Origin of the sequence: Kitasatospora griseola (assembly GCF_014648555.1) — a bacterium.
GTDB classification, from domain to species: Bacteria; Actinomycetota; Actinomycetes; order Streptomycetales; family Streptomycetaceae; genus Kitasatospora; species Kitasatospora griseola.
In genome coordinates this window covers 13,154-34,292 of record NZ_BMRI01000029.1, presented here as the reverse complement: position 1 = coordinate 34,292, position 21,139 = coordinate 13,154, and the positions used below count along the sequence as shown (strand labels likewise).

22 protein-coding genes are annotated in these 21,139 nt (G+C 74.7%); 15 read left to right on the top strand and 7 right to left on the bottom strand.

What is annotated here, in order from left to right; genetic code table 11:
- Positions 1-142 precede the first annotated feature (142 nt).
- A complete protein-coding gene (locus IEZ12_RS27920) occupies positions 143-1,144 on the bottom strand; it encodes a polysaccharide deacetylase family protein (RefSeq protein ID WP_189275739.1) in 1,002 nt (333 codons plus the stop codon).
- Positions 1,145-1,577: 433 nt separating this feature from the next.
- On the opposite strand from IEZ12_RS27920, the gene IEZ12_RS27915 reads away from it, so the two are divergent.
- From IEZ12_RS27915 to IEZ12_RS27890, 6 genes are all read left to right on the top strand, one after another.
- Entirely contained in the window at positions 1,578-1,838 is a 261-nt protein-coding gene (locus tag IEZ12_RS27915) for a hypothetical protein (protein ID WP_189275737.1), read from the top strand.
- Positions 1,839-2,162: 324 nt separating this feature from the next.
- Positions 2,163-2,990 carry a polysaccharide deacetylase family protein gene (locus IEZ12_RS27910; RefSeq protein ID WP_189275736.1) on the top strand — a complete coding sequence of 276 codons (828 nt, stop codon included), beginning with the start codon at positions 2,163-2,165 and terminating at the stop codon, positions 2,988-2,990.
- Positions 2,983-4,176: a glycosyltransferase family 4 protein gene (locus tag IEZ12_RS27905; protein WP_189275735.1), complete on the top strand. Its 1,194-nt coding sequence runs from the start codon at positions 2,983-2,985 to the stop codon at positions 4,174-4,176. The genes IEZ12_RS27910 and IEZ12_RS27905 overlap by 8 nt, the downstream gene beginning before the upstream one ends.
- 184 nt (positions 4,177-4,360) lie before the next feature.
- Positions 4,361-5,032, top strand: a complete 672-nt coding sequence (locus IEZ12_RS27900; RefSeq protein WP_189275734.1) for a sugar transferase — start codon at positions 4,361-4,363, stop codon at positions 5,030-5,032.
- 137 nt (positions 5,033-5,169) lie between these two features.
- Positions 5,170-5,766 (top strand): NeuD/PglB/VioB family sugar acetyltransferase, encoded by a 597-nt coding sequence (locus IEZ12_RS27895; RefSeq protein ID WP_189275733.1) that lies wholly within the window; start codon positions 5,170-5,172, stop codon positions 5,764-5,766.
- A 36-nt stretch (positions 5,767-5,802) separates the two neighbouring features.
- Entirely contained in the window at positions 5,803-6,282 is a 480-nt protein-coding gene (locus IEZ12_RS27890) for an NUDIX hydrolase (RefSeq protein WP_189275732.1), read from the top strand.
- Between the two features lie 48 nt (positions 6,283-6,330).
- On the opposite strand, the gene IEZ12_RS27885 is transcribed toward IEZ12_RS27890, so the two are convergent.
- Positions 6,331-7,260, bottom strand: coding sequence for an NAD-dependent epimerase/dehydratase family protein (locus tag IEZ12_RS27885; protein WP_189275731.1), 930 nt, complete (start codon positions 7,258-7,260; stop codon positions 6,331-6,333).
- Positions 7,261-7,420: 160 nt separating this feature from the next.
- Positions 7,421-7,999: a PTS-dependent dihydroxyacetone kinase phosphotransferase subunit DhaM gene (locus IEZ12_RS27880; protein ID WP_308431089.1), complete on the bottom strand. Its 579-nt coding sequence runs from the start codon at positions 7,997-7,999 to the stop codon at positions 7,421-7,423.
- 213 nt (positions 8,000-8,212) lie between these two features.
- On the opposite strand from IEZ12_RS27880, the gene IEZ12_RS27875 reads away from it, so the two are divergent.
- The 4 genes from IEZ12_RS27875 to IEZ12_RS27865 all read left to right on the top strand — a co-directional run bounded on the left by IEZ12_RS27875 (position 8,213) and on the right by IEZ12_RS27865 (position 11,069).
- Entirely contained in the window at positions 8,213-8,452 is a 240-nt protein-coding gene (locus IEZ12_RS27875) for a DUF397 domain-containing protein (RefSeq protein WP_189275730.1), read from the top strand.
- Between the two features lie 833 nt (positions 8,453-9,285).
- Positions 9,286-9,780: a hypothetical protein gene (locus tag IEZ12_RS27870; RefSeq protein ID WP_043908989.1), complete on the top strand. Its 495-nt coding sequence runs from the start codon at positions 9,286-9,288 to the stop codon at positions 9,778-9,780.
- A 5-nt stretch (positions 9,781-9,785) separates the two neighbouring features.
- Positions 9,786-9,866: a putative leader peptide gene (locus tag IEZ12_RS40695; protein WP_363478054.1), complete on the top strand. Its 81-nt coding sequence runs from the start codon at positions 9,786-9,788 to the stop codon at positions 9,864-9,866.
- A 57-nt stretch (positions 9,867-9,923) separates the two neighbouring features.
- Positions 9,924-11,069: an acyl-CoA dehydrogenase family protein gene (locus IEZ12_RS27865; RefSeq protein ID WP_189275729.1), complete on the top strand. Its 1,146-nt coding sequence runs from the start codon at positions 9,924-9,926 to the stop codon at positions 11,067-11,069.
- A gap of 16 nt (positions 11,070-11,085) precedes the next feature.
- Here the strand turns inward: IEZ12_RS27865 and IEZ12_RS27860 are convergent, their stop codons facing one another.
- Positions 11,086-12,246 (bottom strand): aminoglycoside phosphotransferase family protein, encoded by a 1,161-nt coding sequence (locus IEZ12_RS27860; protein WP_189275728.1) that lies wholly within the window; start codon positions 12,244-12,246, stop codon positions 11,086-11,088.
- 417 nt (positions 12,247-12,663) lie between these two features.
- On the opposite strand from IEZ12_RS27860, the gene IEZ12_RS27855 reads away from it, so the two are divergent.
- The 4 genes from IEZ12_RS27855 (at position 12,664) to IEZ12_RS27840 (ending at position 17,091) form a co-directional block, all read left to right on the top strand.
- Positions 12,664-14,136 carry a DNA-binding protein NsdB gene (locus IEZ12_RS27855; RefSeq protein ID WP_189275727.1) on the top strand — a complete coding sequence of 491 codons (1,473 nt, stop codon included), beginning with the start codon at positions 12,664-12,666 and terminating at the stop codon, positions 14,134-14,136.
- 271 nt (positions 14,137-14,407) lie between these two features.
- Positions 14,408-15,835, top strand: a complete 1,428-nt coding sequence (locus tag IEZ12_RS27850; RefSeq protein ID WP_100589318.1) for a hypothetical protein — start codon at positions 14,408-14,410, stop codon at positions 15,833-15,835.
- A 10-nt stretch (positions 15,836-15,845) separates the two neighbouring features.
- Positions 15,846-16,574, top strand: coding sequence for a DUF1775 domain-containing protein (locus IEZ12_RS27845; protein ID WP_189275726.1), 729 nt, complete (start codon positions 15,846-15,848; stop codon positions 16,572-16,574).
- 46 nt (positions 16,575-16,620) lie between these two features.
- Positions 16,621-17,091, top strand: coding sequence for a YfbM family protein (locus tag IEZ12_RS27840; protein ID WP_189275725.1), 471 nt, complete (start codon positions 16,621-16,623; stop codon positions 17,089-17,091).
- 19 nt (positions 17,092-17,110) lie between these two features.
- Here IEZ12_RS27840 and IEZ12_RS27835 read toward each other — a convergent pair whose 3' ends face one another.
- Positions 17,111-18,307, bottom strand: a complete 1,197-nt coding sequence (locus IEZ12_RS27835) for an MFS transporter (RefSeq protein WP_189275724.1) — start codon at positions 18,305-18,307, stop codon at positions 17,111-17,113.
- An 87-nt stretch (positions 18,308-18,394) separates the two neighbouring features.
- Between IEZ12_RS27835 and IEZ12_RS27830 the strand changes: the two genes are divergently transcribed.
- A complete protein-coding gene (locus IEZ12_RS27830) occupies positions 18,395-19,375 on the top strand; it encodes an ArsR/SmtB family transcription factor (RefSeq protein ID WP_229848165.1) in 981 nt (326 codons plus the stop codon).
- A gap of 51 nt (positions 19,376-19,426) precedes the next feature.
- Here IEZ12_RS27830 and IEZ12_RS27825 read toward each other — a convergent pair whose 3' ends face one another.
- Both IEZ12_RS27825 and IEZ12_RS27820 read right to left on the bottom strand, forming a co-directional pair.
- Positions 19,427-19,879 (bottom strand): VOC family protein, encoded by a 453-nt coding sequence (locus IEZ12_RS27825; RefSeq protein ID WP_189275722.1) that lies wholly within the window; start codon positions 19,877-19,879, stop codon positions 19,427-19,429.
- A 250-nt stretch (positions 19,880-20,129) separates the two neighbouring features.
- On the bottom strand, positions 20,130-20,972 hold the full coding sequence (locus tag IEZ12_RS27820) for an undecaprenyl-diphosphate phosphatase (protein ID WP_369880759.1): 843 nt from the start codon (positions 20,970-20,972) through the stop codon (positions 20,130-20,132).
- Positions 20,973-21,139: the final 167 nt, after the last annotated feature.

The following is a 21,139-nucleotide window of genomic DNA, read 5'->3' as shown; positions in this document are numbered from 1 at the left end:
GACGCCGAGCGCGGGCGCGGGCCGCGACGCCGTTCACGTCGAGCGCCCACGGGCCGCATGCGCACGGCGAGGAGGAACCGGCCGACCGTGACGGCCGGGCGGGCTGTCACAGCGCGGCGAATCGTTACGCCTCGGCGAACCGTTACGCCTGGGCGCCGAGCAGGCGCTGAACCGCCGGCTCCAGGCCCGACAGGATGGTGTCGAACCGCCGGGTCGAGGTGGTGGAGTCCACCTGCAGGCGGCTGATCCGCAGCGGGTGGGCGGGCAGTCGGGGGCCCAGGCGGTGGTCGGAGAGGAAGCCCAGCCGGTAGCCGAGCTGGCGCAGCACCGTGTCGGCCCGCTCGTCGAACCCGCCGTCCGGGTAGGCGAACGCCGACGGGGTCTCGCCGAGCCAGCGGGTCAGCGCCAGGTGCGCGCCCGCGATCTCGGCCTGCACCGTCGCCGCGTCGCAGCGCCGGAGCGACGGGTGCCCCAGGGTGTGGTTGCCCACCGTGACGTCGGCCTCGCGCAGCGCCCGCAGGTCCTCCGGGCGCAGCTGCTCCTGGGCCGGCGGGCGACGCGACGCGGAGACCCGCAGCTCGGCGAGGCTGCGGCGGCGGTCCGGGTCCGGCAGCGCCTTGAGCAGTGCCAGCACCCGCGCCGGGTCGCCGCCGGTGGGCAGCAGCCGGGCCCGGCCGCCGTGCCGGGCGAGGAACGCCGCCTCGTGCCACCAGAACGGCTGCTCGGTGCCGATCACCTCGGCGATCACGAACGCGGCCGCCGGGATCCGGCGCGCCACCAGCTCCGGCAGCGCGTGCCGCAGCACGGTGCGGTCCGGGTCGTCGAAGGTCACCAGGACCGAGCGCGGCGGCAGCGGCCGGCCCTCGGCCAGGGAACGCTCCACGTCCTGCACCGACACCGGGGTGGCCAGGCGTCGGAGCCGGTCGAGCTGGGCGCCGAACGAGCGTGGATCGGTGATGCCGTGATAGGCGAGCACGGCCAGCCGCTGCGCGGCCCGGGCCCGGAACAGCGGCTGGGCCGGGCTGAACCGAAGCCAGCTGCTGCGGTCCCGGGGCTGTTCCGACGCGCGGGCGGGCGCGGCGGCGGGCACGGCGGCAGGTTGGGGCGGGGCGCAGACGGCGGCGGCGGTGGTGGCGTACGACACGGTTCCCCCCTCGGTCGCCGGCATGCGGCGTGGCGGTCCCGTCGGCAGGCGGAGCCCGGCCTCCGACCCCGGGAACGGCGGCTCCGCTCCCGAGTGATCTAGCCCGCGGCGGGTACTCCCAATCCCGCTCGTCGGACGGCTCCTGGATCGCTCAATGTAGTGGAGACCATCGACATGGCGGGATGGTTGTACGGCGGACGGCGAGATTTCGCGGGGACCTCCGAACGGCCGTCCGGAATCGTCCGAACGGTGATCAGGCACGGTCCGGACACCGGTCGGGAAGGTCGGCCGGAGCACGGCGACGGACAGCCCGCAGGGCAGCCGGGGCACGGTTCGGGTGGCGGCCCGGGCGACGTCGGAGCGCATCGCGGCGCCGCCGACCAGTGCCGAAGGTCCGTGGCCCGCCCTCGGGGGCCGGGTTACCGTGGAGGGCATGGCAGACACCCCCAGTGACCGCGCCGCTACGCGCTGGTCCACCGTGTTCGGCGGCTGCGCCCTGCGCCGCCACCAGTTGCTGCTGTCCCTGGTCGGCGTGGGCTGCGTGGTGCTCGGCATCCTGGTCGCGGTGCTGGTCCCGGAGAGCGACGGCCCCGCCTGGGTGATGGCGGTGGCGGGCTGCCTGGCCACCGGGGTGCTGCTGCTCGCCCGGGTCGGCCTGGCGCTGCTGCGCCCCGGCCGCGGCGCCGCATCCTGAGACTCCGCACGGAGCGGCTGCCGTTCCGGGAGCGGCTGCGGCTTCAGGAGGGGCTGCGGTTCCCGGAGGGGCTGCGGTGTCAGGAGGGGTGCGAATCGGCCGGACGGGCCGAAAACGTCCAGCAAACGGACAGCACCGGTCGGATCGACTGATTTTCGGCCTACCTGCGCACTTCTTTCACGTTTCCCCGGCAGCGAAAGCACACTTCCCCCTACTGTGAAACGCATCGCCCGCGCAGGCCGCGGGCCGGGGGAGTCATCAGGGCCGGGCGCGGGGGCGCCGCGGCCGCATTTTCCGGTGCGGGGGCACCGCGAGGGGGACGTCATGGCGAGCACCGCCGTCGCCGCCGCAGGCATCAGGGCGAAGGTCAAACAGCAGCTGGCCCGCGCGGCCGGCCGGGTACCCGGCGAGGGCGCCACCGTCCTCATCTACCACCGGATCGGCGGCGGCACCGCCGACGAGCTCGACCTCGCCACCGCCGACTTCACCGCCCAGGCCGACCTGCTCGCCGAGCTCCCGCCCGGCCGGGTGGTCTCCCTGGACGCCGCCGCCGACCGGCTCGACGCCGGCCTGCGCACCCCCAGCACCGTCCTCACCTTCGACGACGGCTTCGCCGACACCTACGACACCGCCTGGCCGATCCTCAGGGAACGCGGCCTGCCGTTCACCGTCTACCTGGCAAGCGGCATGGTCGGCGGCCCGATGCGTTGGGAGGGCTCCACCGCCAAAGGCGCCCCCGCCACCGGGCTGAGCTGGGAGCAGCTGCGCGAGATGGCCGCGACCGGCCTGTGCACCGTCGCCAACCACACCCGCAGCCACGCCCGCCCCATGCTGCTCACCACCACCGAACTGGACGCCTGCGGCGACGACGTCGAGGAGCACCTCGGCACCCGCCCGCGCCACTTCGCCTACACCTGGGGCACGCCCGTCCCGCACATGGAGACCGCGCTGCGCGCCCGGTTCCGCACCAGCGCCACCGGCCGGGTCGGCCGCAACCTGCCCGGCGGCGACCCGGTCCGCCTGCACCGGGTGCCGGTCCGCCGCACCGACCCGATCGACTTCTTCCGCGCCAAGCTGTACGGCCGGCTGATCCCCGAACGCGCCTACGCCCGGATCGTCGCCACCGCGAAGGCGGTGGGCGCCCGTGCCTGAGCGGCCCTCGCTTCCGCTGCGGCTGCGCGGCGAGGACGGGCGGCCGCTGCGGGTCGCGCACCTCACCACCGTCGACATGTCGCTGCACCTGCTGCTGTCCACCGAACTGACCGTCGACGTCGAACACGGCCTGACGACGTACGGGCTCAGCGCCCCCGGCCCCTACCGGCAGCGGATCGAGCACCTCGGCGTCCACCACCGGCCGCTGCCCTCGCTCACCCGGGCCTGGCAGCCCGCCGCCGACCTCGCCGCCGCCCGCGAACTGCTCTCCGTGCTGCGCGAGATCCGGCCCGACGTGCTGCACACCCACAACCCGAAGACCGGCGTCCTCGGCCGCGTCCTCGGCCGGCTCGCCCGGGTGCCGGTCGTCGTCAACACCTGCCACGGGCTCTGGGCGCAGGCCCACGACCCGCTCGCCAAGCGGCTGCTGGTGCGCGGCGCCGAAGCGTTCGCCGCCCGGTTCTCGCACGCCGAGCTGTATCAGAACGCCGAGGACCACCGCACCCTCGCCCGCTGGGGCGTCCCCGCCCGGCGCGCCCGGGTCGTCGGCAACGGCGTCGACCTCGACCGCTTCCCCGCCCCCGGCCCCGCCCGGGACGCGCTGCGCACCGCGGTGCGCGACCGACTGGGCGTCCGGGACGACGAACTGCTGGTCGGCGGGGTCGGCCGGCGGGTCGCGGAGAAGGGCATCCGCGAATACGCCGAAGCCGCCCGGGCGCTGGCCGGCAAAGCCCGCTTCGTGTGGATCGGACCGGACGACCCCGACAAGCCCGACGCGCTGCGCGCCGCCGAGGCCGGACTCGAATTCCTCGGCAGCCGCGACGACATGCCCGCCGTGTACGCCGCGCTCGACGTCTTTGTCCTGCCCTCCTACCGGGAAGGCTTCTCCCGCTCCGGCATGGAGGCCGCCGCCAGCGGTCTGCCCATGGTGCTCAGCGACATCCGCGGCTGCCGCGAGATCGGCGCCCACGACCAGCACCTGCTGCTCGCCCCCGCCGCCGACGCCGCCGCCCTGACCGGCGCACTCGACCGGCTCCTCACCGAGCCGGCCCTGCGGAACCGCCTGGGCACGGCCGCCCGCCGCCGCGCCCTCGAACAGTTCGACCAGCGCACCGTCGCCCGGATCTCCCTGGAGACCTACGCCGCCGTCGCCCGCAGACGCGGCCTGCCCTGGACCACCGACTGACCGGCGCCACCCGCACCGCAGCACACCAGCACACCGGCACCGCCGCACCACAGCACCGGCACGGCCGCACCACAGCACTGGCACCGCGGCTCCACCGTCATGCGCGCCGGCAGCCCGGCGTGCCCGCAACCCGCCCCGACCGGGGCCCACCACACCACCACGCACCAACCCAGTTGGGGGAGAAATGAAGCGAGGGGGGGACCTCGCGGTCGCCGCACTGGCCGGGATCATCGCCGTCCCGCTCGGCCTGGTGATCGCCCTCCTGATCCGCGCCACCATGGGCGGACCGGTGATCTTCCGGCAGACCCGCTCCGGCCGCCACGGCCAGGAGTTCCGCATCCTCAAGTTCCGCACCATGCGCGACAAACGCCACGAGGACGAGCCCGACGCCCCGCGGATCACCCGCCTCGGCGCCCTGCTGCGCCGCACCAGCCTCGACGAACTCCCGCAGTTGTGGAACGTCGCCCGCGGCGACATGGCCGTCATCGGCCCCCGCCCCACCCTGCCCGAGCAGGTCGTCCACTACTCGCCCCGACAGCGGGGCCGGCTCGCGCTGCGCCCCGGCCTCACCGGCTGGGCGCAGATCCGCGGCCGCAACTCCATCAGTTGGCCCGAACGCATCGAACTCGACCTCTGGTACATCGAGCACCGCACCCTGCTGCTCGACCTGCGCATCCTCCTCGGCACCGCCCGGATGCTGCTGCGCCCCACCGGCATCACGGCCGCCGGCGGCGTCAACCCCGGCTTCCCCGTTCCCGCCGAGGCGCCCGCGGCGATGCCCGCTGCGCGGGTCGTGCTGCCGCGCCAGGCGACGGCGGCCGCGCCCCGGCTGGCCCGGGAGGAGTTGCCCCGCTGACGAAACGATTCGGCCCGGCAGGACTTCGATCGGGCAAGCCTTCGGCCGGGCGGCCGCGGCTCACCCCGCGGCCGCCCGGTCTGCCGTAGGGTCCGGAACCGACGGTGCGTCAGGGCGGGGAGAGGGAGCGGGACGGGATGCTGTGGATCGCGGGAGCCGGCGGAGTCGGCCGGGAAGCACTGGACGTGGCGATCGCGGCGGGCGTGCCGGTCGCCGGATTCCTGGACGACCGGCTGGCGGGCCGGCGGGTGCGCGGGCTCCCCGTCCGCAAGCCCGGTGAACTCCCCTCCGGTGCGCCGTACTTGGTCGGCATCGCGGACCCGGCGGTACGGGCCCGGCTGGCCGAGCTGCTGGACGCGGCGGGCGGCCGGCCCGCCACGCTGGTGCACCCGCGGGCGATCGTCGCGCCGGAGACCGAACTGGCCGCCGGCTGCCTGGTCATGGGCGGCGCGCACGTCTCCAGCAGCGTCACCCTCGGGCCGCACAGCCAGGTCCACTACAACGCCACCGTCGGCCACGACACCCGCTTCGGCGCCCGCGTCACCGTCTACCCCGGCGCGAACGTCTCCGGCGCCGTGCTGCTGCACGACGACGCCACCGTCGGCTCGGGCGCCGTCGTGCTCCAGGGCCGCACCGTCGGCCCCGCCGCCTTCGTCGGCGCCGGCGCCGTCGTCACCCGCGACGTCGCGGAGCGCACCACCGTCGTCGGCTGCCCGGCCCGCCCCATGTCCTGACCGGCCGCGCGGCGGGCAGGGCATAGGCTCGGAGCCATGGGAATTCCTGTGTTTCTGGCCGAGCTGCGCGAACTCGTGGGGCAGCGGGCGCTGTGGCTGTCCGCCGTGACAGTGGTCGTGGTCGACGAGGACGGGCAGGTGCTGCTCGGGCGGCGGGCCGACAACGGGGCCTGGGCGCTGATCGGCGGCATCATCGACCCGGGCGAGCAACCCGCGGACGCGGCGGTGCGGGAGTGCCTGGAGGAGACCGGCGTGACGGTGGAGCCGCAGGCGCTGATCTCGGTCACCGTCTCACCGGTGGTCGACTACCCCAACGGGGACCGCTGCCAGTACCTCGAACTGACCTTCCGCTGCCGCCCGTTGGCCGGCGAGGCCTGCGTGAACGACGACGAGTCGCTGGAAGTCGCCTGGTTCCGCCCGGATGCCCTGCCCGCACTCGACGCGTCCGCACAGGAACGGATCGAACTGGCGCTGGCCGGAAACAGCACCGCGTACTTCGCCCCGGCCGGCGCGTAGCGGAGCTTCCGGGGCGCGCGACGGCGTGCCCCGGAACCCCGGTTCGCCTCAGAGCGTCCGGAACCAGGCCGCGGTGCGCCGCAGGCCCTCCGGCAGCGGGACCGGCCGGACGTCGGGAAACAGCTCGCGCAGCCGGGAGTTGTCGGCCTGGGAGTCGCGCACGTCCCCCGGCCGCGGGTCGACGTGCTCGGCGGCGACCAGCTCGCCCAGCGCCCCGCCCAGCAGGGAGATCAGCTCCAGCAGGGTGGTCCGGGTGCCGAACGCCAGGTTCACCGGCTCGGCGCTGACCACCCGGCGCAGCACCGCCTCGGCGAGCACCTGCGCGACCGTGCCGACATAGGTGAAGTCGCGGCTCTGCAGCCCGTCCCCGTGCACCGTCACCGGCCGGCCGGCCAGCGCCGCCTCCAGGAACGCCGGGACGACGGCCGCGTACGCGTGGCCGGCGGGCTGCAGCGGGCCGAAGACGTTGAAGAACCGCAGCGGGAGCACGCCCAGGCCGTAGCAGTGGTGGTACGCCCCGAGGTACGCCTCGGTGGCGAGCTTGGAGACCGCGTACGGGCTCATCGGCGCGGTGCGCATCGACTCGCGCTTGGGCAGCTCGCGATTGGCGCCGTACACCGAGGACGAGGACGCCGCCGCCACGTACAGCCCGCCGGCCCGGCGGGCCGCCTCCAGCACCTCCAGCGTGCCGGTGGCGTTCGCGTGGTGGCTGGCCAGCGGCGCGGCCACCGAGCGCGGCACCGAGGGCAGCGCCGCCAGGTGCACCACCGCGTCCGCCCCGGCGAACGCGGTGTCCAACAGCGCCGGATCGAGGATCGTGCCCTCGAACAGCGTGGCGTCCACACCCGCCAGGTTGGCCTTGCTGCCGGTGGACAGGTCGTCCACCACCCGGACCTCCGACACCTCCGGACGGGCCGTCAACTCCCGGGCCAGGTTGGCCCCGATGAACCCGGCCCCGCCGGTGATCACCACTCGCATCGCCGTACACCACCCCTCCGCCGGGCCCGGGGATCCCCCCACCGGGCCGATGCGCCCGACTCTAGCGGCGCACCCTCGCCCACCGGGCCGAAAACCCGCTCAGTCGCACCCAAACCGTCCCATCGGCCACATCCCGCACGACGACCGGTGGAGGCGCCCCTCAGCGCTTCGTCCGACGCCCGGTCTCCTCCGCCGCGTCCAGCACCGCCGCCAGGTCGCCGCCGGCCGTCGCGGTCGCCACCGCCGCCACCGAGCCCTCCACGAACGGCGCGTCCGCGAACCGCACCGGGAACGGCAGGCCGTGCTCGTCGGCGTCGGTCAGCAGCGCCAGCACCGTCTCCACCGCGCCCTCCAGGTCGCACAGCACCACCACCCCGTGGCCCTGGTCGACCCGGCGGGCCGCCGTCGCCACCAGCACCGCGCTGGTGCCCAGGCCGTCCGCGATCGATCCGCCGGTCGCCACCACCGGCGCCGGGTCGTCCGACTCCGCCACCGCCAGGGCCAGCGCCCGCACCGCGTCCGCCACCTCGTGGCTGTGCGAGACCAGCACCACCCCCACCCGGCCGTGCCCGGCGGGCCGCGCCGGCCGGGGCACCGTGGGCGTCGGGGCGGTCAGCGTGCCGGTGGCGGCGCCCACCGGCGGGGCGGACGGCGCGGTGGTGATCGGGATGACGTCGGCGCGGCTGCCGTCCCGCTGGTCCATCGGCTGCTCCCCGGTGCGTGGCTGACTGCTCGTCACCCATCCCTACCTCGAACGGACCTCGGCGGCCCGCCTTTAGCACAGGTGTCGGCCGGACACGGCCGGATCGGACCATCTCCACCACCCGCGGGGCAGACTCGGCGCTGTCCGCGAGGCCGGGCGCCCGCGCTGGCTAGGCTGGCCGCTCGACACAGATGCTCGACACGGACGACACAGCTGACGCGGATGACGGGCAGCGGAGGGAGCAGCACCATGGCGGCACAGGCGGCGGACCGGCGCAAGATCGAGCTGGACGTGAGCGGAGCCAAGTGGCGGTCCGCGGGCGACGACCCGAACGGCGTGCAGATCGCCTTCGTCGACGGATACATCGCGATGCGCAACGGCGCGGAGCCGGACGGGCCGGCGCTGATCTTCACCCCCGCCGAATGGCGGGCCTTCGTGCTCGGCGCGCGGGACGGCGAGTTCGACCCGAACCGGCCGCCGGAGGCCTGAAACCGGCGCCCCGGGGACGAACTCGGCGGGAATGCGGCCCCCGGTGTCGAATTCGGCCGGACGCGGGCGGATTTCGGTCGTTTCGCAGGTGACCGGTACGCCCGGACTGCCCTGATCCGCACCCGTCGAAACCGCTCGCAAAGGTGACGAGCGGGCATACTCCCAGGTTACAAAAGAGTTCTGATGGGCCGAAACTTGTTGACTGTCCGACAAGCCTGCCAGAGAGTAAGAGCAGGCAGACGCCGTGCCGACCGCCCCCACGCGGTCTGGCACGGCGCCCGCTTGTGCTGCCCGTCACCGGCGCCGATGACGGGCCCTCCCACCCTTGACCGCACAGAGCGCGGCTGCCGTCGCGACGGGAGCGGGCCCGACCGGGAAGAGCTACTCCCCGAACAGGCCGAGACCCGGATTCCGCACGCCCCCACGCGGCGGTGATCCGGGCAAGGTCCGCGAACGCGACGGCAGAAGGGCCCCGCGGACCTGGCTCGGTGTTCCATATGGCTTTGTGTGCCGCTTCGACAGGGCCGTTCGCCGCTCACGACCGCCGCGGCGTCCGCAGGCTCCCGCAAGGGCGAAGTCCCATTGAATCAGCAAATGGTGCTTGTGAGTTCACACAACCTGAGTTCACACGACCGTGTGCGCAGTGAGGGAACGCGCGCAGGGCACGCTGCGACAAGCCGCACCCTGTGGATCTCGCCCGGAGCGGCCGTCGTGCTGAACCGAACGTAGCCCGGACGGTTGCTCAGAGTCAACATTGGTCCCTGAGCGTAGATCCCGGCCTGATCGCGGACCCACTCACCGGCCCCGGCCCACCGGGCACGTACGATGGGCCCATGTCATTTCTCCGCCGTCGCTCCGGACAGCCCGCCGGCCCGGACTTCGACGTCCTGGCCATGGATCCGGGCGACTGGCCCGGCCTGTTCGGGGCCATGATCATGGCCGCTCCGGACGGCTCCTGCCAAGGCATTTTCCTGCGCTACGACCTGCTCGGCGGCCGCGGCCCGGCCATGCTGATCGGCAACGTCCCGCAGGGGTCGCCCGCCCGCGACAGCGAGGACGGCGTGCCCTTCGAGGTCCGCCAGCTGCTCGCCGCCCTGGAGAACGACGAGCCGGTGGAATTCGTCTCCGCCGAGGACTTCCCGGTCATGCTCGGCGACGACCTGCTGATCGTCCGGAAGGTCAAGGTCAGCGAAGGACGCCTGTACTGCTCCCAGTTCGGGCGCAGCGACGACGTCCAGGTCACCATCGCCTCCTGGGACCGACCGATTTCGGACGACCTCTACCAACTCCTGAAGCCGCTTCCGGCGGAGATGTTCCAGCAGGACTAGGCGCGATGCCCCGGCCACTGCTGCTCACCCGCCGCCTGCACGTGGACCTCCGGCGCACCGCCGGCGCGACCTGTCCGGCGTCCTGACCCACCCCGGAGTCCAGGACCGCCCGACCGACCACGCCAGCCCGGAGGAACGCCGCCATGCCCCGCACCCCCGCGCACAGCCCCGCCGTCACCGCACCCGTCGTCGAGCGGGACCCCCACGAGTCGGCCACCGCGCTCGACCGGGCCCTCGACCGGCTGCCCCGGGTGGTCGACCTGCTCGCCGCCCGCGCCGCCGAACACGACCGCGACGGCACCTTCCCGTACCAGGGCGTCGAAACCGTCCACGAAGCCGGACTGCTCACCCTGACGGTCGGCCAGCGCTACGGCGGGCCCGGCGCCGGACTCGCCGACACCGTCCGGGTGTTGAGCCGGCTCGGCCGCGGCGACGCCTCCGTCGCGCTGCTCACCGCCCACACCCTGCTGCACCACGCCGAACAGGCCCGCACCGCGCCCTGGCCCGCCGCGCTCTACCGGCGGCTGCTCACCGAATCCCGCCGCGGCCCGGCACTGGTCGGCACCCTGCGGGCCGGAACCGGCCGGCCGCCCGCCGTCACCGCCCACTGGCACGGCGACGCCTGGCAGCTCACCGGCCGCGCCGCGCACTGTGCCGGCGCCGAGGCCCTCGCCTGGCTCGCCGTCGAAGCCCGTACCGAGGAGCAGCTGCCCCGGACCGGCCTGTTCCTGGTCCGCGCCGACAGCGTCGGGCTGGAGATCGACCCCGCCGCGGACCAGCTCGGCCTGCGTGCCGCCGCCGGACACGACGTCCTGCTGGACGGCGCCCGGGTCGGCACCGACGCCGCCCTGCTGTCCCGCACCCCGGTGGCGGCGGCCCACCCGCTGACCGCCGCCTGGCGTCAACTCGCCCTCACCGCCGTCCTGCTGGGCACCGCCCGGGCCGCCCTCGACTGGTCCGCCGGCCGCCTGCGCGGCACCGCCGCACACCGCCGCCCGGTCGGCGAACTCGACGCCCGGCTCACCGGCGCCGAGGAGCTCGTGCACGGCCTCGCCGCCCGCACCGACGCCGACCCGGCCGCCGCCGAACGGGCCCCCACCGTCCAGCTGTTGGCGGCCCGCACGGCCGCCGACACCGTCCAGCAGGCGCTCACCCTCACCGGCAGCGCCGGCCTCGACCGCCGCCACCCGCTGGAGCGCCACCTGCGCGACACCCTCAGCCTGCGCACCCAGCTGCCCGCCGAGGACGCCGTCCTGGACGCCCTCGGCGAAGCCCTGCTGGGCAGTTGACGATCCGCCGGGCGGATCAGCGGGTGCCGACCGCCGCGCGGACCGCGCGGCGGGCCAGCGACGCGTCGTCGTACAGCCGGCGGATCATGATCCGCTGCTCCTCGCCCGCCCCCGGGAGGTCGTGGATGCGCAGCTCCCGCATCAGTACCAGCGTCAGGTTGACCAGGAACGCGTCCCGGGCCAGCGTGCCGCCGGACTGGGCGAGTTGGCTGATCTGCCGGCGGGCCGCGGTGTCGCCCGACAGCACGCTCCACAGCACCGCCAGGTCGTAGCCCGGCAGGTACCAGCCGGCCTGCTCCCAGTCGAGCAGCACCGGGCCGGACGGCGCCAGCAGCATGTTGCCCAGCAGCGCGTCGCCGTGGCACAGCTGTCGCGGCACCGCGGCCAGGCCGTGCAGCAGGGCGCGCAGGTCGCCCGCGTCCCGGTCGGTGAGCAGGCCCAGCGAGTGGAACCGGGCGATCTCCGTCTGGTAGTCCAGCGGCTGGTCGAACACGTCCGTCGGCGGGCGCCACAGGTTCAGCGTGCGCACCGCGCCGAGCACCGCCCGCACCTCGCCCGGGGTCGGCGCGTTCGCCGGGTGCCGTTCGCGGGCCGCCGGACGGCCGGGGACCCGCTCCAGCACCAGCACGCAGCGGTCGTGGTCCGCCGCCACCAGCCGCGGCATCCGCACCGGCGGACGGTGCCGCACGAACGCCCGGTACACCGCCACCTCGTGGTGGAACCGGTCCACCAGCTGCGCCGCCTGCGGACCGCGCAGCGCCGCCGGCGCCAGGCACTTGGCCACCACCGGGGCCCGGCCGATGGTGCCCGCGACCAGGACGTGCCGAGTGCCCTCCCGCAGCACCTGCCGGGGGAGGAACGCCGGACATATCCGCGCGACGTTGGCGAGCACCGCACGCACCGCCGGGGTCTGCAGCGCGGCCGGATCCACCCGGTCCACGAACGCCTCCCCGCCCCGCCCGGGCGCCGGACGGCCGAACCGGCCCGGCTGCTCCGGCATCGGGCGGGTCACCAGGGTGGTGCGCCCGCGCGGGTCGCGCAGCTCCACGGCGCGCTGCACGGGACGGCCCGCGCCGGCGGTCGGGTGTCGCAGACCGGAGCGTTGAGGGCGCGCGACCGCGCCGTCCACCCCGATCGGGGCGGTCGGGCGAGTACCGGTACTGGCTGTGGAGTACATGGGCGGGTGAGGGTCCTTCCTTGACCGGCGGCAAAGCTTCACGAGGCCCGGGCGGGCTGGGACCGGGCCGCCGGGCGGGGCGCGGGCACCGGGCGCGGAGCAGGCCCACCGAACCGTCCGCACCCTGGGGAAATGCGTCCGATCCGACCGTCCGTGCCGTGCCCGGAGCCCCCGCGCCACCCGGTCGCGCCACCCCCTGAACCAGTCGGTCGGGAACGGCTCCTGACGAGCCGTCGGGTCGACATCCGGGCCGGTCGGGGGCCGTTCCGACGCGAAGTCGGGTTGGCGCATTCCTACCTGACACCCGATCGGCACTGGCACACCACATAGCGCACCCTGGCGAACCCTGGCGAATGGTCGCTTGGCATGTGACAGAACGACTAGGGTCGGGCTCAGCCGATGAACCTGGGGGCTCATTTGAGCAGGGGGCCGAACAGCAGGTTGGCCGACCACTTCGCACTGACCGGCTGGTCGAAGGGCGAATTGGCACGGCTGGTCAACCGGCGGGGTGCGGCACTGGGCGAGCAGCAGCTGTCCACCGACACCTCCCGGGTCCGGCGCTGGATCGAGCAGGGAGAGATCCCGCGCGACCCGGTGCCGAGGGTGCTGGCGGCCGTGTTCACCGAGCGGCTCGGCCGTGTCGTCACCACCGAGGACCTAGGTCTCGAACGGCACCGACCCGCCAGGTCCGCCAACACGGCAGCGCCGCCGACGGAGCCCGGGGCACCGGATCGGACGGCCGCGGTCCTCACCGAGTTCACGGGAATGGACCTCATGCTGAACAGACGCGGACTGGTCGGCGCCTCCGCAGCCCTCGCAGCGGGCGCGGTCATCGCCGACAACCTGCACGACTGGCTCACCGGCGGCGCCACCGACGCCGCCGCCCGCCCCGGTCCCCGCCGCCTCCCGGCCACGGGCGTAGTGGCCGACGTCAACGCACCGGGCCCGGTCGGCAACGAGGAGGTCGCCGCCCTCGAACGCTCGGTCGAGGTGTTCCGGGCCTGGGACGCCTCCCGCGGCGGCGGCCTCCAGCGCAAGGCCGTGGTCGGCCAACTCAACGAGGTCGGCGGGCTGCTCGCGCACCGCCATCCCGTCGCCCTGGAACGCCGGCTCTGGACGGTCGCCGCCAACCTCGCCGTGCTGGCCGGCTGGATGTCCCACGACGTCGGCCTCGAACCCACCGCCCAGCGCTACTTCGTGATCGCCGCGCAGGCCGCCAGGGAGGCCGGCGACCGCCCCCGGGCCGCCGAGGCGGTCTCCCGCGCCGCCCGCCAGATGCTCCACCTGGGCCGCGCCGACGACGCCCTCGAACTCATGCAGCTGGCCCGGGCCGGCACCCGCCCCGCCGACGGCGCACTGCCCCGCACCCGCGCCATGCTGTGCACCGTCGAAGCCTGGGCGCAGGCCTCGCTCGGCCGCTCCGACGCCACCCACCGGGCCCTGGGCGAGGCCGAGCAGCTGTTCGTCCAGGACGCCGACGGGCCCACTCCCAGCTGGATGCAGCTGTTCGACGAGGCCGAACTGCACGGCATGCAGGCCCTGGTCCACCGCACCCTCGCCGAACACGACGCCGCCGCCGTCCCGTTGGCCGCCCACCACGCCCTGCAGGCCATCCGGCTGCGGCAGAAGAGCGGCCGGGAACGCTCCGCCCTGCTCGACCGGATCACCCTCGCCTCCGTGCACTGGATCGCCGACGAGCCGGACGCGGCCGTGGCGCAGGCCGACCGGGTCCTCGACGGGATCGACCAGACCTCCTCCAGACGCACCTGGGACCGGCTGCGCGCGATGGACCGGCTCTCCGCCCGCCACCAGGACCGCCCGGCCGTCGCCGAGCTGCGCGAACGGATCCGCGCCGCACTGCCCGCGCCCCGCGAGTCCCGGCCGATCTGAGCCACGCCGAGCCGCTCCCGGCGGCGGGCCCGCGCGGCGCCGGGTCGAGCGTCCGGAACCGGTCGATCCGGTACGGACGGATCCGGTTCCGCGCGGGCGGAGCCGCCCCCTGCGGGCCCGTACCTGCGGAAATCCGTTGCCCTGTGTGCGGATCGGCCCCCCAGGCGGTAACCTTCGGTGATTCCGGCGCCCGGGCGCCTGAGCTGTGCCAACCGACCCCGGCGACGGAAATCCCGTTGCCTTGACGACCGCCGCAACGGATGCTGACCTCATGTTCGAGCCAGTGATAGCGCCCAGCGCCAGCCTACTCGGCCTCCTCCAGAGAGGTCGCGGAGACGGGCAGCTGCATGCGTTGGCCGCAGACCGCGACGAGGCGATCGCCGCCGTCGAGAGCTGCGTGACCAACGACCCCCGCGCCGACTGGCAGGTCGAGAACCGCTCCTTGTACTACGCCCGGCTCTACATGGAGTTGGAGGCCCCCCTCACCGGCCTCGAACTCCACCTCACCTCCCCCGAGGACGCCACCGACACCGACGAGGCCCGCACCGGCCTCGCCCTGGCCGTACTCGGCCACCTCGCCGGCTACGGCCGCCGCGACGCCCTCGACCTGCTGCGCGCCTACACCACCACCGGGACCAACTGGGCCTGGGCCCTCGACGAGCTCGCCCTGCGCGACTCCGACGAGGCCCTGCTCGCCCTCGCCCCGGCCGTCCTGCGCCGCTTCCCGGCCGACCCGGAGGGCGACGCCGAACTGCGCGAAGCCATCCGCGCCGCGTACGAGCCGCGGGTGTGGCGGCTGTGGGCCGTCCACCATCCACGGGTCGCCACCGCGAGCGAGCAGTCGCCGTTCGACCTGTGGCAGCGACAACTCAACCGCCAAGGCGTCACGCCCGGTTGGTCCACGGCCGACGTGCTCGCCTGGGCCGATCAGGGCGAGGGCCGCGAGCCCGGCGCGCTCGCCAGGCGCGCCGCCGCGGCCGCCCGCTGCCTGACCGCCGTGGTCCGACCCGAGGACGCGCCGCTGCTGCACGAGGCCGCCGCCGGCGGCCCGGCCGGCGCCCGCTGCACCGCGCTGCGGTACCTGGTCGAGCAGCGCGACCCGGCCGCAGCCGAGCACATCGAGGCCGCCGCCGCCGACCTGGACCACCGGATCGTCGCCACCGCGCTGGAACTGCTCGGCCGGATGCGAGGTCCCGAGGCGCTCACGCACGCCCGCCGCTGGGCCGACCCGGCGACCGGCAGTGCCGACAGCGCCCTCGGCCAAGCCGCCGTCCGCCTCCTCGCCGACGCGGGCGAAGCCTGCGACGCCCCGCTGGTGGTCGCCGCACTCCATCAATGGATCTCCCTGAACGGCGTCACCGGCACCGGCCTCGGCAGCCTCGTCGACGGCATCGGCCGACTGCGCGCCCACGCCGCGGTGCCCGCCCTGCGGCACGTCTACGGCGAGGCGGTCTCCTCGGAGCTGCGCGGCCGGGCCGCCCAGGCCCTGGCCGTCACCGACCCGTACTTCGGGGAGGGGCCCGCGGTCGAGTGCCTGTGGGACTGCGAGGAGTCCACCCGGGAGCTCGCCGCCACCCATGTCATCACCACGGGCGACGCCCGCGTTCTCGAACGCCTGCGCCGCCTGGCCGCCGACCCGGCCGAAGAAGCCGAGGTCCACGCCGCCGTTCGCGGCCGCTTGACGGCCCGCGACCGGTAGAGTCACGCCCATGCAGCGACCGCGAGCGCCTCGCCACGCCCTGACCGCCCTCCTCAGCCTGGGGGTGGTCCTCGGGGTGGCCGGCCCCGCCGCCGCGCACGTCGAGGTCAACTCCTCGACCGCGCAGGCGCTCGCCGTCGATGCCACCGTCACCTTCTCCGCCGAGGGCGAGTCCTCCACTGCGGGCATCACGGACGTCAAGGTCACGCTGCCCGCCGGGCTCGCCCCCGCCGACATCACGCCCGACAAGACCCCCGACGGCTGGGCCTTCACCCCCACCGCCGACGGCTGGACGGTCGCCGGCCCGGCCCTCGCGCCCGGCGCGGCCGCCGAGTACAGCGTGAAGGTCCGTCAACTTCCGTCCACCACTTCGGTGGTGTTCAAGACCCTGGTCGACTACTCCGACGGTCACACCGACCGGTGGATCGAGACCCCGCAGGGCGACGCCAAGCCGGAGCACCCCGCGCCCGTCCTCGCGCTGCGCCCGGCCGCGGCTGGTGCCACCGCGCTGCCCGCCGCCGCGGCGCCCTCGGCCCCGGCCCCCGCCGCCTCGGTCTCCGCCACCCTCACCGCCAGCGCCCCGCCGTCGCCCACGCCGTCCGGCAGCACCGAGAAGGCCGACGACGACAACGGCGAGAGCACCACGACGATCGTCCTCGGCGGCCTGATCGCCGTCGCCGTGATCGGCACGCTGGTCGCCCTGCTGGTGCGCCGCCGCTCGGGGCGCTCCGGCCGTTAGGCCGTCCCAGTCGCTGCTGTCGCAGGCGGCTGCCAGGATGCCGCGCATGAGCATCCTCGGAAGCTACCTCCGGCTCTCCGCCGCCGACCTCGCCCGCGCCGTCGAACAGCCGGGCTGGGCCGAGGAGTTCAGGGACGAACAGACGGAGCGGGAAGAGTTGCGCGCGCCCTCCGAGCGGCGCCTCCACGAGACCGGGCCGGCCTGGGACGAGCTGGCCGTGCTGCTGGGCCGCTGCGACCTTCCCGCCGACCTCGTCCACGGCGACCGGCCGCTCCCCGGCGCGGAGGATTGGGGCTACGGCCCGCCCCGCCTCCTCATGCCCGAGCAGGTCGCGGCTGTCGAACGCCGGTTGGCCGACCTTCCGTTCGACGTCCTGGCCGCCGGCCTCGACCCGGCCGAACTCGGGGACGACGACCCGCACGCGCTCGACCACCTCGCCGCCGAGTACGCCGCCCTGCGCACGTTCCTCGCCCGGACCGCCCGCTACCGCCACGGCCTGCTGGTCCGGTACGCGTGACGCTCCGGCCGGCGACGGGTCAGGCCACGGCCGGTCGGCCGTGCGGGAGGGTGCGGACGGACGGGGCGAGGAGCGGGAGCAGCGTCAGGGCGGCCTGGGCGAGGGCGGTGGCGGCGGCGACGGTGTGCGGGCCGTAATGGGCGGCGAGCGGGCCGCAGGCCAACTGGCCCAGGGGGATGGCGAGATAGGAGAAGACGTCGGCGTGGGAGGCGACCCGGGAGAGCACATCGGCCGGCAGGTGTTCCTGGAGCGAGGTGTCCCAGGCGGTGGCGGCGAGCGCACTGCCGAGGCCGGCGACGAGGGCGGCGGCGACCAGCCACGGGACGGTGGCGTGCAGGCCGAGGGCGAGCAGCGGCAACGGGAGTGCCAGGCCCGCGAGTTGACCGGCGGCGAGCAGACGGGGCAGGGCCAGCCGGTAGAGCACGGCGCCGGCCAGCAGCAGGCCGGCGCCCCGGGCGCCGAGCAGGGTGCCCCAGAGGGCGGGGCCGGAGAGCTGGGGGCCGAGGATCTGCCAGGGCCCGGTGAGCAGCAGGTTGGTCGCGCAGTACGACCAGGTCGTCCACCAGATCCACCGGGTGCGCCGGAACGCCGTCCAGCCTTCGCGCAACTCCGGTAGCAGGGCGGCCCGTTGGCTGCGGATCCGGCCGGCGGGCAGCCGGGCGAGGCAGAGTGCGGCCGGCAGGTAGCTGAGCGCGTCGACGGCCACCGCCCAGCCGGCGCCCGCGCTCGCCACCAGCAGTCCGGCCAGGGCCGGGCCGAACACCTTGCTGCCGTTCGCGGCGATGCCCAACAGGGCGTTGGCGGGGCGCAGTTGCTCGCGCGGGACGAGCTCGGGCAGGACGCCGACCAGGGCGGGCGAGGTGAAGGCCGTGAGCAGGCCGTTGAGGAACTCCAGGGCGGCGATCGGGCCGAGTGCGTAGTGGCCGGTCAGCAGCAGGGCCGCGACCGCGCCCTGGGTGAGGCCGGCCCCGAGGTGGGTGGTGAGCAGGACGGTGCGGCGCGGCAGGCGGTCGGCGATCGCGCCGCCCAGCAGCAGGAACGCCAGCATGGGGAGCGTCCGCAGGGCGAGCACGACGCCCAGGTCGGCGGCCCGGCCGGAGCCGTCGAGCACCGCGAACGCCAGCGCCACCGGCGCCATCGCGCTGCCGAACAGCGAGATCGCGCGGCCGGTGAAGAACCGGCGGAAGCCGGAGTGGTGAAGGAGTGGTGGAAGCATCCGCAGAGTGTGCGAGGGTGCGCCGCCGGGGCTCTATCGTTTCGCCGTTCACCGAAACCTGGAGGAAGGGCGGACTTCGTCGTGGTGATGCTGAGACTGGACTCGCTGGCGCTGTCGCGCTCCCGGTTCGCCCTGTCGCCGTTCGCCGAGACGCTCGCGACGATCGTCCAACTCGCCCGGCCCGCAGCCGATTCGTGGCATCCGCAGTGGCACGCCCGGCACCGGGTGGCGTTCCACGACCGGCTGCGGACGGACCCGTACGCGCGGGGGCTGGTCGGACTGATCTCGGCCACCAAGTACCTGCCGGACCATCTGGTGGTGCCGCCGGGCGGGGGGATGGAGACCACCCTGGAGTCCGAACTCGCCGAGGTGGCGCGAGTGCCGGACGAGGCGGTGCGGGAGAGCCTGCGGCTGTCGGTGGCGCACAGCTGGGAGGACCGGCAGCAGCTGGACTGGTTCACCGGACGTGACCACGGGGCGCGGGCCGCCGAGCTGTTCCGCGAGGTCTGGGACACCCACGTCGCCGCCGACTGGCCGGCCCGCCGGGCCGTCCTGCAGCGCGACGTCACCCACCGGGCCGGGCTGCTGGCCGCGCACGGCTGGCCGCGGGCCCTGCACCTGATGAACCGCCGCAGCGCGTGGGTCGGCGCGGACGCCATCCGGTTCAGCGACCAGCCCGGCCCGGACCGGGTGGTCGGCGCGGACGGCATGCTGTTCGTCCCGGTCAGCGCCCGCCGCAGCTCCTGGCTGTGCCACGCGCCCGGCCGGCCGCACGCACTGGTCTACCCGGCCCGCGGGACGGGCGTCGCCGGCCCCGCGTCCGGCGGCGACCGGGCCCTCGCCCGGCTGGTCGGCGCGGGCCGTGCGGTGATCCTCCGCCATCTCGACGTCCCCGCCACCACCAGCGAACTCGCCGCCCTGATGGGCCAGTCGGTGGGCACGGTCGGCGGCCACCTGGCCGTCCTGCGCGACACCGGCCTGGTCGACCGCACCCGGCTCGGCCGCCGCGTCCTCTACCACCGCACCCCGCTCGGCGACCACCTCACCGACGGCGCGCCCGAGCTGTGACGCGCCGTCGGCCTGTCACGGCGGTCCGCCCATTGACGGTGTGACGGCCGGTCAGGCGACGCAGAACTCGTTGCCCTCCGGGTCGAGCATCACCCACCAGTGGCCGATCGGGCCCTGGTCGTGCTCCTTGACGCGGGTGGCGCCGAGGGACTCCAGCCGGTCCACGGTGGCGTCGAGCCGGCCGTCGGAGTGGACGTCGAGGTGCAGCCGGTTCTTGCCGGCCTTGGGCTCGGGCACGTCCTGGAACAGGATGCGACGGCCCTTGCCGATGCCGCTCAGCGGGTCGTAGGGGTCCTCGGGGTGGCGGACGGCCGCGTACCCGCGGAACTCCTTGCGCCCGTCCGGGTGTTCGAGAACGGCGGCGGCGGGGAGGCGGCCGGCGGCGAGCAGCGAGTCGATCAGCGCGGTGGGGTCCTCGACCTCGTACTCGAGGGCGGCGGCCCAGAACTCGGCGATGGTGGAGGCGTTGGCGCTGTCCACGACCAGTTTCCAAGCGAGTGTCATGGCATGGCATCTAATCGCACATTTGATCGATTCACCAAGGATGCCGGTGGGTCGGCGTGTCGCGTCGGAGCGGCTCCGGGGGTGTGAAGCAGGGCGCGAGCGGCACGAAGAAGGGCGGGCCGTCCGGAGGCTCCGGGGCCCGCCCTTTCGAGGGTGGCGGCGGTCAGTGCACCGCTTCGAGGGTGGCGGCGGTCAGTGCACCGCTTCGAGGGTGGCGGCGGTCAGTGCACCGCTTCGAGGGTGGCGGCGGTCAGTGCACCGCGCCCGCGTCCGGGGCGAGGACGCCGGCGGTGACCAGGCCGATGATGGTGACGCCGAGCAGGACGCGGTAGATCACGAACGGCATGAAGCTGTTGTTCGAGATGTACTTCAGGAACCAGGCGATGGCCGCGTAGCCGACCGCGAAGGCGATCAGGGTGGCCAGGATGGTCGGACCCCAGGCCGGGGCCGGGCCTTCGCCGATCTTGAAGAGTTCGAGGGCGCCGGAGGCGAGCACCGCCGGGATGGCCAGCAGGAACGAGTAGCGGGCGGCCGCTTCGCGGCTGTAGCCGAGGAACAGGCCGGCGCTGATGGTGCCGCCGGAGCGGGAGACGCCCGGGATCAGCGCCAGCGACTGGGCCGCGCCGTAGATCAGGGCGTGCGGGAAGGTCAGCGAGCTGATCGGGCGGGCGTTGCGGACGGCGCGCGAGCGGTCGGCGACGGCGAGGATCAGGCCGAACACGATCAGCGTGGTGCCGATCAGGCGCAGATCGCGCAGGGTGGTCTCGATGGTGTCCTGGAACAGCTTGCCGATGATGCCGATCGGCAGCGTGCCGACGATCACGTACCAGCCGAGCTTCGCGTTCCGGTCGCTCCGCCACTCCGCCTTGAACAGCGACAGCGTCCAGGCCTTGATGATCGCGCCGATGTCGCGGCGGAAGTAGATCAGCACCGCGGACTCGGTGCCCAGCTGCGTCACCGCCGTGAACGCCGCGCCCGGGTCGTCCCAGCCGGCGAGGGCGGAGAACACCCGCAGGTGCGCGCTGGAGGAGACCGGCAGGAACTCGGTCAGGCCCTGCACCAGGCCGAGCACGGCCCCGTGGAACCAGTCGATCACCGGACTACCCCCGCGGATATCGCTCGATGGTTCAGCATGGCGTCAGTCCTGTTCGCTCGTGGGGTGGTCCGGCGGCGGCTCGGGGGCTCGGTCCGGCGTGGCCGCATGATAGGGGCTCCAGGTGTCGCGGAGTTCGCAACCGGGCATATGTGAATATTTCCATG